The following is a 13098-nucleotide window of genomic DNA, read 5'->3' on the forward strand; positions in this document are numbered from 1 at the left end:
CACACGGCCCGCCGCGCTCGCGCGTGGACGCATCTCCAAGGAATCGACCATGACGGACTCCAGCAAGAAGCCTTCCTCCAGCGAAGCCTCCGCTCACGACGCCCACGACGCCGCCGCACGCGCGGCCGCCGATGGCGTCGCCCAGACCGGCGGCCCGGTGGCGATGGAGGACCGCATCGCCATCATCGGCATCGGCTGCCGCCTGCCCGGCGGCGCCAGCGACTACCGCGCGTTCTGGCAGAACCTGGTCCAGGGCAAGGACTGCCTCACCGACACCCCGCTCAACCGCTACGACGTGCGCACGCTCGGCAGCCGCGACAAGAGCAAGCCCGGACGCCTGGTCGGCGGCCGCGGCGGATACATCGACGGCTTCGACGAATTCGATCCGGCGTTCTTCGGCATCAGCCCGCGCGAAGCCGACTACATGGATCCGCAGCAGCGCAAGCTGCTGGAAGTGGCCTGGGAAGCGCTGGAAGACGGCGGCCAGAAGCCCGGCGAATTGGCCGGCCAGGACATCGGCGTGTTCGTCGGCGCGTTCACCCTGGACTACAAGATCGTCCAGTTCGCCGACCTGAGCTTCGACACCCTGGCCGCGCACACCGCCACCGGCACGATGATGACGATGGCGTCGAACCGTATTTCCTACTGCTTCGACTTCCGCGGCCCCAGCCTGTCGATCGACACCGCCTGCAGTTCGTCGCTGGTGGCCGTGCACCTGGCCTGCCACAGCCTGCGCCGCGGCGAGAGCAGCCTGGCCCTGGCCGGCGGCACCCTGCTGCACATGACCCCGCAGTACACCATCGCCGAGACCAAGGGCGGGTTCCTGTCGCCGGAAGGCAAGTCGCGCACCTTCGACGCCTCGGCCAACGGCTATGTGCGCGCCGAGGGCGTCGGCATCGTCGCGCTCAAGCGGCTGGAGGACGCGCTGCGCGACGGCGATCCGATCCACGCGGTGATCCTGGCCACCGGCGTCAACCAGGACGGCCACAGCAACGGCATCACCGTGCCCAATCCCGACGCCCAGGTCGCGCTGATCCAGCGCGTGTGCGGCGAAGCCGGGATCGCGCCGGGCAGCCTGCAGTACATGGAAGCGCACGGCACCTCGACCCCGGTCGGCGACCCGATCGAGGCCCGCGCGCTGGGCCGCGCGCTGGCGCAGGGCCGCGAGCCCGGCGCGGAATGCTTCGTCGGTTCGGTCAAGACCAACATCGGCCACACCGAGGCCGCCGCCGGCGTCGCCGGGCTGATCAAGACCGCGCTGGCGCTCAAGCACAAGCAGATTCCGCCGCACATCAATCTCAAGACGGTCAACCCGGACATCGACCTGGCCTCGATGCCGTACAAGATCCCGACCGAACTGACCCCGTGGCCGGCGCACGAAGGCCCGGCGCGCGCCGCGGTCAACTCGTTCGGTTTCGGCGGCACCAACGCGCACGTGGTGCTGGAGGAAGCGCCGATCCGCGCGCAAGCCGCGGCCGCCGTCGAAGAAAACGCGCCCGCCGACATCGGCGGCTACAACCTGCTGCCGCTGACCGCGCGCGACTCCGCCGCGCTGCCCGAGCTGGCCGCCGGCCTCCTGAAGGAACTCGATCGCGAAGGCGACGACGCGGTGTCGGTCGACGACCTCGCCCACACCCTCGCCCATCGCCGCCAGCACCTGGAATCGCGCCTGACCCTGGTCTACGACAGCCGCGAGGCCCTGCGCGAGCGACTGGCCGCCGCGGCCGCCGGCGAAGCGCATCCGCTGGCGCTCGCCGACGACCGCCGCGGCGCGGCCGCGCCGAAACTGGCCTGGGTCTTCACCGGCATGGGCCCGCAGTGGTGGGCGATGGGCCGGCAGTTGTTCGAGCGCGAACCGATCTACCGCGAAACCATCGAGCGCTGCGACGCCGAACTGCGCAAGCACGTCGACTGGTCGCTGATCGAACACCTGGGCGCCGCCGAAGCCGACTCGCTGATGAGCGACACCTGGCTGGCGCAGCCGGCCAACTTCGCCGTGCAGATCGCGCTGGCCGCGATGTGGCGCGCGCGCGGGGTGAGGCCCGACGCCATCGTCGGCCACAGCACCGGCGAGGTCGCCGCGTTCTATGAGGCCGGCGTCTACACCCTGGAACAGGCGGTGCGCGTGGTCGTGCACCGCAGCCGCCTGCAGCAGACCCTGGTCGACACCGGCAGCATGCTCGCGGTCAGCCTGACCGAAGCCGAAGCGCAGCGCCGCATCGCGCCCTACGGCGAGCGCGTGTCGATCGCCGCGGTCAACAGCCCCGGCGCGATGACCCTGGCCGGCGACCAGGACGCGCTGGCCGAAGTCGCCGCGCAGCTGCAGGCCGAACAGTTGTTCGCCAAGTTCCTGACCGTGCGCGTGCCCTACCACAGCGCCAAGATGGACCTGATCAAGGACGAGCTGCTGCAATCGCTGGAAGGCCTGGCGCCGCATCCGGCGCAGCTGCCGCTGTACATGACCGCCAAGCCCGGCATCGCCGCGGGCCGCGAGCTCGACGCGCAGTACTGGTGGGAGAACGTGCGCAACAGCGTCGGCTTCCGCGCCGCCATCGACGCGATGGCCGACGACGGCTACGAGCTGTTCCTGGAGATCGGCCCGCACCCGGTGCTGGGCCACTCGATCAACGAATGCTTCGCCGCACGCGGCGCCAGCGCGCGCAGCGTGCCCTCGATCCGGCGCCAGGAAGACGAGGCCGCGCGCTTCGCCGCCTCGCTGGCGACCCTGCACAACCTCGGCGTCGCCATCGACTGGCAGGCGCTGCACCCGCGCGGCCGCCAAGTCGCGCTGCCGCGCTATCCGTTCAAGCGCGACCGTTACTGGGTCGAGCCGCGTGCGGTCGAGCAGATCCGCCTGGGCCGGCTCGACCACGCGCTGCTGGGCCGGCGCATGGCCAACGCCGAGCCGACCTGGGAAGCGCGCCTGGACGCCGAACACCAGCCCTACCTGCAGGACCACCGCATCCAGGGCAACGTGCTGTTCCCCGCCGCCGGCTACATCGAGATGGCGGCCCAGGCGGTGCGGGCGATGACCGGCGGCGGCAGCGCCGCGATCGCCGACATCGAGCTGCGCAAGGCGCTGTTCCTGTCCGACACCGAAGCGGTGACCGCGCAGCTGTCGTTCTCCTCCGACGGCGCCGGCTTCAACGTCTCCACCCTGTCCGCCGACGGCGGCGAGCGCACCGTCCACGCCGCCGGCAGCGTGCGCGCCAGCCAGGGCCGCCGCGCGGCGCCGGCGCTGGACGCGCGCGCCGTGCGCGAGCGCAGCCCGCTGTACCTGGCGCGCGCGGCCTGCTACCAGCAGCTCGGCGAGATGGGCTACCACTACGGCCCGGCGTTCCAGGGCATCGAGGAAGTGTGGATCGGCCACGGCGAGGCGCTCGCCAAGATCGTGCCGACGCAGCAGTTGCTCGGCGGCGCCGCCGACCACCACTTCCACCCGGCCATGCTCGACGCCTGCTTCCAGGCGCTGCTGGCCCCGCAGATCCTGCAGCGCCAGATCGCGCTGGAGACCGGCCGCGGCGGCGACGCCGGCACCGGCATCCGCCTGCCGCTGTCGATCCAGGAAGTGCGCAGCGAAGCGATCGGCGAACGCACGCTGTGGGCGCATGCGCGGATCACCCACGACAGCGGCGACGAGCTGATCGGCGACATCCTGGTCTACGGCGAAGACGGCCGTGCGCTGGGCAAGGTCGCCGGCTTCCGCGCCGCCAACGTCGAGAACGCCAGCGCCAAGGTCGGCCTGCCGACCATCGACGGCTGGCTGGCCGAAACCCATTGGCATGAGATCGCCGAAGACGAAGCCGACCCGCCGCAGGCCGGCGAAAGCGAAGGCTGGCTGATCTTCGCCGACGAGCACGGCCTGGGCGACGAGCTCGCCGCGCTGGCCGCCGACCGCGGCGAACGCGTGCACCTGGTGCGTCCGGGCAAGCGCTACAAGCTGGAGAAGGACCTGCACGAGTCCAGCGTCGCGCCCGGCGTGGCCAAGGACCTGCAGCGCCTGTTCGCCGACCTCGACAAGTCCGGCGCCGGCCGCTTCGGCCGCATCGTGCACCTGTGGAACCTCGACCAGCCCAGCGTCGAGGCCGCCGACACGCCGGCGCTGCAGAACGGCAACAGCCGCGGCGCCTACTCGCTGATCGCGCTGGCCCAGGCGCTGACCGCCGCGCATCCGCACGGCCGGCTGCACATCGTCACCCGCGGCACCCAGGCGGTGAACCGCGGCGACGCCGTCGAGCCGCTGGGCGCGCCGGCCTGGGGCATCGGCCGGGTGCTGTGGTACCAGGAACTGATCGCCCAGCGCGGCAAGCTGATCGACCTGCCGCTGCGCGACGCCCACGACCCGGCCGAACGCGTCGCCGAGGCCGCGCTGCTGCGCAGCGAACTGCTGCGCAGCGACGAGGACGAAGTGGCTCTGCGCGAGGGCAAGCGCTACACCGGCCGGCTGCTGCCGGCGCAAGGCCTGACCAAGCCGCTGCCGCTGCGCCTGCGCAGCGACGGCGCCTACCTGGTCACCGGCGCGTTCGGCGCGCTCGGCCGGCTGCTGTGCCGCACCCTGGTCAAGCGCGGCGCGCGCAAGCTGATCCTGGTCGGCCGCAGCAAGCTGCCGCAGCGCGCGCAATGGCGCGACACCGACCCGGACACCGCGGTCGGCCGCAACGTGCGCTTCCTCAAGGAACTCGAGCGCCTGGGCGCCGAGCCGATCCTGGCCCAGCTCGACATCACCGACGAAGGCGCGCTGCGCGGCTGGCTGGCCGATTACCGCCAGCGCGACCTGCCGCCGATCCGCGGCGCGTTCCACCTCGCCGGGCAGGTGCGCGACACCCTGCTCGCCGACATGCAGCGCGACAGCTTCGATCCGGTCTACGAGCCCAAGGTCATCGGCGGCTGGCTGCTGCACAAGCACCTGGCCGACGAGCCGCTCGACCACTTCGTGCTGTTCGCCTCGATCGCCTCGATCGTCACCACCGCCGGCCAGGCCAACTACGCCGCCGGCAACGCCTTCCTCGACGCGCTTGCGCACCACCGCCGCGCCCAGGGACTGCCCGCGCTGGCGGTCGACTGGGGCCCGTGGGCGACCGGCATGATCGAGGAACTGGGCCTGATCGAGCACTACCGCAACAGCCGCGGCATGAGCTCGCTCTCGCCCGACGCCGGCATGGACGTGCTCGAGCGCGTGATCGGGCAGGATCGCGCCCAGCTGCTGGTCGCGACCGTGGTCGACTGGCCGATCTTCATGGCCTGGTATTCCTCGCCGCCGCCGCTGATCCAGGAACTGGCCAAGCTCGGCGCCGGCAGCGGCGCGGCCGAGCACGGCAGCTTCGTCGAAGCCTTCCGCGACGCCGACGCGCTGGCGCGCTGGAGCCTGCTGGGCGAACGCTTCCACGGCCTGATCGCCCAGGTCATGCGGGTCAAGCCCGAGCAGATCGACGCCGACGCCAGCCTCAATGCGCTCGGCCTGGATTCGCTGCTGGCGATGGAACTGCGCGCGCGCATCCACACCGAGCTCAAGGTGGCGCTGCCGGTGGTGACCCTGCTGAGCAGTTCCTCGATCGGCACCCTGACCGAGCAGCTGCACGCCGGCCTGGTCGAACTGGTCGCCGCGCAGGGCCAGGACGACGGCGCCGCCCAGTACGAGGCGCATACCGACGACGCCCGCTACCCGCTGAGCCAGAACCAGAACGCGCTGTGGTTCCTCAAGCAGCTCAACCCCGACGGCTTCGCCTACAACATCGGCGGCGCGGTCGAGGTGCGCACGCAGCTGCAGCCGGAGCTGATGTTCCAGGCGGTGCGCGAACTGATCGCGCGCCATCCCAGCCTGCGCGCCAACTTCGTGCTCGACCGCGGCCAGGCCGTGCAGGTGATCCGCCCTCACAGCGACGCCGACCTCGCTCTGTTCGACGTGCAGGACAAGCCCTGGGACGAGATCTACCAGCAGATCATCCGCGAGTACCGCAAGCCCTACGACCTGGAACACGACCCGCTGGTTCGCTTCCGCCTGTTCAAGCGCGGCGAGGACCGCTGGGTGATCATGAAGGCGGTGCATCACATCATCTCCGATGCGATCTCCACCTTCACCTTCATCGAAGAACTGCTGGCGATCTACGAAGGCCTGCGGCGCAAGGAAAAGGTCGAGCTGGCGCCGGTGCGCGCGCGCTACCTGGACTTCTACAACTGGCAAAGCAAGTTCCTCGCCTCGCGCGAGGCGGCGAAGATGCTGGAGTACTGGAAGTCGCACCTGCCCGCGCAGGTGCCGATCCTGGCCCTGCCGACCGACAAGCCGCGCCCGGTGGTGCAGACCCACAACGGCGCCTCGGAGTTCTTCGCTCTCGATCCGGAACTCAGCGCGCGCATCCACACCCTGGCGCGCGAGCACGGCGCGACCGTGTTCATGGTGCTGATGGCGGCCTACTACGTGCTGCTGCAGCGCTACACCGGCCAGGACGACGTGATCGTCGGCAGCCCGGTGATGGGCCGCACCCAGGAGGAGTTCGCCCAGGTCTACGGCTACTTCGTCAACCCGCTGCCGCTGCACGTGGACCTGAGCGCGCAGCCCAACGTGGCCGAACTGATCGCGCAGGTGCAGCGCACCGTGCTCAACGGCCTGGACAACCAGGAATACCCGTTCGTGCTGCTGGTGGAGAAGCTCGGCCTGCAGCACGATCCGAGCCGCTCGGCGGTGTTCCAGGCGATGTTCATCCTGCTCGCGCACAAGGTCGCGACCGAGAAGTACGGCTACCGCCTGGAGTACATCGAGCTGCCGGAAGAGGAAGGCCAGTTCGACCTGACCCTGTCGGCCTACGAGGACGAAGCCGACGGCCGCTTCCACTGCGTGTTCAAGTACAACACCGACCTGTTCATGGCGCAGACCGTGCGGCGGCTGGCCGCGCACTACGTCAACCTGCTCGACGGCCTGACCCGGCTGCCGGCGCAGGCCTCGATCGCCGAGCTGCAGCTGCTGGGCGCGGACGAGCGCCGCGACGTGCTCGGCCGCTGGAGCGGCGCCGACGACCGCGTCGCCGCCGACGTGCCGGTGCCGACCCTGGTCTCGCGCGCCGCCCAAGCCGACCCGGACGCGCTGGCGGTGGCGGTGCCGAGCGAGCGCGGCGACACCCGCCGGCTCAGCTACGGCGAACTGGAGCGCCGCTCCAACCGGCTCGCGCGCAAGCTGCGCGAACTCGGCGTCGGCGCCGGCTCGGTGGTGGCGCTGTGCCTGGACAAGTCGCCCGAGCTCATCGTCGCCCTGCTCGCCGTGCTCAAGGCCGGCGGCGCCTACCTGCCGCTGGACCCGGACTACCCGGCCGAGCGCCTGGCCTACATGGCCGGCCATGCCGGCGCCCGGCTGGCGGTGATCGACGAAGAGCGGCGCGAGCGCCTGGCCGGCTGGGACGGCGACGTGCTGACGCCGGACGAGCTGCAGCTGATCGCCGATGCCGACACCGACGCTTCGCCGCTGGCGTTCGCGCCGGCGCTGTCCGACACCGCCTACGTGATCTACACCTCCGGCTCGACCGGCAAGCCCAAGGCGGTGCGCGTCACCCACGGCAACTGGGCCTGCGCCTACGCCGGCTGGCAGCGCGAGTACGCGCTGGAACTCACCCACGCGCACCTGCAGATGGCCAGCTTCTCCTTCGATGTGTTCGCCGGCGACTTCGCCCGCGCGCTGTGCGCGGGCAAGACCCTGGTGCCGGTGACGCGCGAGCTGCTGTTCAACACCCAGCGCCTGTACCAGGCGATGGTCGAGGAGAAGATCGACGCGGCCGAGTTCGTGCCGGCGGTGGTGCGCGGGGTGATGGACTACTGCGAGCGCGAAGGCAAGCGCCTGGACTTCATGCGCCTGCTGGTGGTCGGCTCGGACGTGTGGAAGGTCGAGGAATACCGGCGCCTGCGCGCGCTGGCCGGGCCGGCCACGCGCACGATCAACTCCTACGGCCTCAGCGAAGCGACCATCGACAGCACCTACTTCGAGGGCGAGGCCGCCGAACTGGAAGGCAGCCGCATGGTGCCGATCGGCCGGCCGTTCCCGAACACCGCGCTGTACATCCTCGATGAGCGCCGCCAGCCGGTGCCGGCGGGCGTGGCCGGCGAGCTGTGGATCGGCGGCGGCGGCGTGTGCGCGGGCTACGTCAACGACGACGAGCAGACCGCGCAGCGCTTCGGCGAACTGCCGCTGGGCGCCGACGGCGCGCCGGTGCGGGTCTACCGCACCGGCGACCTGGCGCGCTGGAGCAGCGACGGCCAGGTCCAGCTGATCGGCCGCGCCGACGGCCAGGTCAAGGTGCGCGGCCACCGCGTCGAGATCGGCGAGATCGAATCGCAGCTGGCGGCGTGGCCGGACATCGCCCAGGCGGTGCTGACCGTGCGCGAGGACGCGCGCGGCGAAGCCTCGCTGTGCGCCTACTGCGTCGCCGCCGACGCCGGCGCGACGCTGAACTGGCGCGCGCTGCGCGAGCACCTGGCCCAGTACCTGCCGACCTTCATGATCCCCTCGCAGTACGTGCAGCTCGACGCGCTGCCGCTGTCGGGCAACGGCAAGGTCGACCTCGCCGCGTTGCCGGCGCCGGACGCCAACGCCGTCGCGGACGCCTACGAGCCGCCGCAGACCCTGTTCGAAACCCGCATGGCCGAACACTGGAAGCAGCTGCTGGGCCTGCAGCAGGTCGGCCTGCACGACGACTTCTTCGAGGTCGGCGGCAGCTCGATCAAGCTGATCGAACTGATCTACAACCTGCAGAGCGAGTTCAACATCGCCATCGCGGTGAGCCAGCTGTTCAAGCTCACCACCCTGCACGGCATGGCCAAGACGGTGGAAGCGATCAGCCTGGGCCGGGTCGCCGGCGCGCAGCCTTACCTGCGCTTCAACGCCGGGCGCGGGCACGAGCAGACCATCTTCTGCTTCCCGCCGGCCGGCGGCCACGGCCTGGTCTATCGCCAGCTCGCGGTGCACCTGCCCGAGTACGAGTTCGTCTCGTTCAACTATCTGCTCGGCGACGACAAGGTCGCGCGCTACGCCGACCTGATCGAGGGCATCCACGCCGACGGCCACTGCACCTTGTTCGGCTACTCGCTGGGCGGCAACCTCGCCTTCGAGGTGGCCAAGGAACTCGAGCGCCGCGGCCGCGAAGTGCCGAACGTGGTCATCATGGATTCCTACCGCATCCCGGAATCCTTCGAACTGGGCAACGAGCACTTCGAAGCCTTCGAGCACGAGCTGACCGAGCACCTGCGCAAGCACACCGGCTCGGACCTGCTGGCCCACGACACCCTGGAGCAAGCGCGCGACTACATCCGGTTTTGCAGCCGGACCCCGAACCTGGGCACCATCGCCGCGCCCGTCAGCGTGATCTCCGACGAGGACAAGCTGGTGTTCTACGGCACCGGCCAGCGCGGCACCTGGCACGGCAGCTCGCTGACCCGCAGCCAGGTGTTCCGCGGCTACGGCAAGCACGCGGACATGCTCGATGCCGACTACATCGAGAAGAACGCGGCGCTGGCGCGCGGCATCCTGGTCGGGGAGACGCTCCATGTCGCCTGATTCCAGCGGCGATGCCGTCGCCAGCAAACGCGGGCCGGACTGGAGCGCGCGCACGCGCGCTCCGGGTTCGCGGCCGCGGGTCATCATCGTCGGCGCCGGCATGGCCGGCATGGCCACCGGCTGCTACGCGCAGATGAGCGGGATCCAGACCCGCATCTTCGAAAAGCACGTGCTGCCGGGCGGCTGCTGCACCGCCTGGTCGCGCGGCGGCTACATCTTCGATTACTGCATCGAGTGGCTCAACGGCACCGCGCCGGGCAACAACGCCAACCAGGTCTGGCGCGAACTCGGCGCGCTCGACGGCAAGACCGTGCGCAACTTCGAGCTGTTCAACAAGGTCGTCGACGAACACGGCCGCGAGGTCAACTTCTACAACGACCCCGACAAGCTCGAACGCGAGCTGATCGCGGTGTCGCCGCAGGACGCTGCGCTGATCAAGGCGTTCTGCGCCGATTTCCGCCGCTTCACCAAGCTCGCCCTGCACCCGTTCCTGAAGCCGCCGCCGCTGGAGAGCTGGAAGGAGAAGCTGGCCACGCTGCGCCAGGTGCTGCCGGCGTTCGCGCTGTTCTGGCGCACCGGCGCGGCGCAGATGGGGCCGTACGCGGACCGCTTCGCCGATCCCTTGCTGCGCCGCGGTTTCCGCAACATGTTCTTCCAGGACCCGGGCAACTTCGCGGTGCTGCCGTTCCTGTACAACCTGGCCGAGGCCTACAACGACAACGTCGGCTTCCCGCAGGGCGGCTCGCTGGGGCTGTCGCGCTCGGTCGAGGAACGCTACCTCGGCCTGGGCGGCCACATCGCCTACCGCACCCGGGTCGACCGGGTGCTGGTCGAGGACGGCCGCGCGGTCGGCGTGCGGCTCAAGAACGGCGAATGCCACTACGCCGACCACGTGGTCTCGGCCTGCGACGGCCTGTTCACCCTCAACACCCTGCTCGACGGCCAGTACAGCAACCCGCGCCTGGACAAGCTGTTCAAGGAAGTGCTGCCGCGGCCGGGCGAACGCTATCCCGGCGTGGTCTCGGCGTTCGTCGGTTTCGACGGCGACGTGCCGGCCGGCGAGTCGCACAGCACCACCTACCTGCTCGGCGCCGACGACGCGGCGCGGCTGCCCGGCGGCGACCAGGGCAGCCTGGTGGTGCAGTTGCGCTCGCGCTACTCCGACGGCTTCGCGCCGCCGGGCAAGTCGGTCATCCACGTCACCTACTTCAGCGACTACGACTACTGGAAGCAGCTGCGCAGCAGCGACCGCCGCCAGTACTGGGCGAAGAAGCGCGAGGTCGCCGAGTTCGTGCGCGAGTTCCTGGAACGCACCTATCCCGGCATCGGCGCGCGCATCGAGCTGGTCGACGTCGGCACCCCGGCCACCACCGAGCGCTACACCGGCAACCACAAGGGCGCGATCCTGGCCTGGAAGTCGCCCGACGCCGACGACCTGATCGCCGCGCTGATCGCCAAGGACCGGCTGCGCCTGCAGGGCCTGCGCGGGTTCTCGATGGCCGGGCACTGGGTCGCCGGCGGGAGCCTGATCAAGGCCGCGTCCAGCGGCCGCTTCTGCGCGCAGTACCTGTGCGAAGAACTGGGCGTGCCGTTCAAGGCCTGGGAGAGCGGCAACCGCGAGCCCTGGCATCGCGACAAGCTCGGCCAGCTGCCGCAACTCGACGACGGCCCGGCGCTGGAACGTCCGTCGCGGCCGCGCGCCGTCCCCACCGCCGTCGCGGCGCTTCCGGCCGCCTGACCCCGAGGACCCGACCATGCCGCACCCCCACGGCAACACAGCGCGCGCCCGCGACCGGCGTTTCCCCGCGGAGGCCGGCCATGGCGCGCGATAACGGCCCCGATTGGAGCGAACGCGGCGCGTCCGCGGACGGCAAGCCGCGGGTGATCGTCATCGGCGGCGGCGTCGGCGGCCTGTCCACCGGCGTCTACGGCCAGATGAGCGGATTGCAGACGCGGATCTTCGAGACCCACGTGCTGCCCGGCGGCTGTTGCACCGCCTGGTCGCGCCAGGGCTACATCTTCGACTACTGCATCGAATGGCTGATCGGCACCGGCGCCGGCAACGACGCCAACCGGGTCTGGCGCGAGCTCGGCGCGCTCGACGGCAAGACCGTGCGCGACTTCGACATGTTCAACAAGGTCGTCGACCGCGACGGCCGCTCGGTGACCTTCTACAACGATCCCGACCGGCTCGAGGCGCACCTGCTGGAAATTTCCCCGGCCGACGCCGAACCGATCAAGGCCTTCTGCGCCGACCTGCGCCGCTTCGTCAAGATCGAGCTGTACCCGTTCCTGACCCCCGACCCGCTCAAGAGCGTCGGCGAAAAACTGCGCACGCTGCTGAAGGTGCTGCCGGCGTTCCGCCTGTTCTGGCGCAACGCCGCCACGCCGATGCATCGCTTCGCCGACCGCTTCAGCGACCCGTTGCTGCGCCGCGCGTTCCGCAACATCTTCTACCAGGACCCGGAAACCTTCCCGGTGCTGCCGTACCTGTACAACATGGCCTGCGCGCACAACCGCAACGCAGGCTTTCCCGAGGGCGGCTCGCTGGGTCTGTCGCGCTCGATCGAAGAGCGCTACCTCGCGCTCGGCGGCATCCTCAACTACCGCTGCCGGGTCGACAAGATCCTGGTCGAGGACGGCCGCGCCGTCGGCGTGCAGCTCAAGGGCGGCGCGCGCCACTACGCCGACATCGTGGTGTCCGCCGCCGACGGCTACACCACGCTGTACGGCATGCTCGAAGGCAAGTACACCAGCCCGGCGATCGAAACCCTGTACGGCGAGATGCTGGACAAGCCCGGCATCCTGTTCCCGGCGGTGGTCTCGGCCTTCGTCGGCCTGACCGGCGACTTCGACCCCGACGACTCGCACAGCACCACTTACCTGCTCAGCGAGGAAGAAGGCCGGCAACTGCCCGGCGCGCTGCAGAACAGCATCGTGGTGCAGCTGCGCTCGCGCTATTCCGACGGCTTCGCCCCGCCCGGCCGCGCGGTGATCCACTGCACCTACTTCAGCGACTTCCACTACTGGCGCACGCTGCGCACCGAAGACCGCAAGCGCTATTGGGCGGAAAAGCGCCAGGTCGCGCAGTTCGTGCGCGGGTTCCTGGAGCGGCGCTATCCGGGCATGAACGAGCGGATCGAACTGGTCGACGTGGCCTCACCGGCCACGACCAAGCGCTACACCGGCAACAGCAACGGCTCGATCCTGGCCTGGAAGGCCTTCAGCGACGCCGAGGACCTCGCCAACGAGCTGGTCAACAAGGGCCGCATGCAGTTGCCCGGCCTCAAGGGCTTCTACATGGCCGGGCAATGGGTCGGCCTGGGCGGGCTGATCCGCGCCGCCTCCACCGGCCGCTTCGCCATGCAGTACATCTGCAAGGAACTGGGCCGCGAATTCCAGGCCTTCGAAAGCCAGGGCGGCGAACGCTGGCACACCGGCAAGCTCGGGCAGTTCCCCCAGCTCGACAAAGCACTCGACAAGCAGTCGGCCGACCGCCCCGCGCGCGCTGCGCGCGGCGACGACGCGCCGGCGCTGCACGCCACCATCGTCTGACAGGAGCA

Annotated in this window: 3 protein-coding genes; all 3 read left to right on the plus strand. The window is 70.4% G+C overall.

Annotation, left to right across the window (positions count from 1 at the left end):
* Positions 1-49: 49 nt before the first annotated feature.
* The 3 genes from BLV01_RS02880 to BLV01_RS02890 all read left to right on the plus strand — a co-directional run bounded on the left by BLV01_RS02880 (position 50) and on the right by BLV01_RS02890 (position 13090).
* Positions 50-9535: an HSAF biosynthetic non-ribosomal peptide synthetase/polyketide synthase gene (locus BLV01_RS02880; protein WP_091793856.1), complete on the plus strand. Its 9486-nt coding sequence runs from the start codon at positions 50-52 to the stop codon at positions 9533-9535.
* On the plus strand, positions 9525-11273 hold the full coding sequence (locus BLV01_RS02885; RefSeq protein WP_091793858.1) for a phytoene desaturase family protein: 1749 nt from the start codon (positions 9525-9527) through the stop codon (positions 11271-11273). The genes BLV01_RS02880 and BLV01_RS02885 overlap by 11 nt, the downstream gene beginning before the upstream one ends.
* Positions 11274-11353: 80 nt before the next feature.
* The gene (locus BLV01_RS02890; protein WP_091793860.1) at positions 11354-13090 is read left to right on the plus strand and encodes a phytoene desaturase family protein; all 1737 of its coding nucleotides are present in this window, start codon (positions 11354-11356) and stop codon (positions 13088-13090) included.
* The last annotated feature ends 8 nt before the right edge of the window (positions 13091-13098 follow it).

The organism is Lysobacter sp. yr284, from assembly GCF_900107375.1.
Classification (GTDB): domain Bacteria; phylum Pseudomonadota; class Gammaproteobacteria; order Xanthomonadales; family Xanthomonadaceae; genus Lysobacter.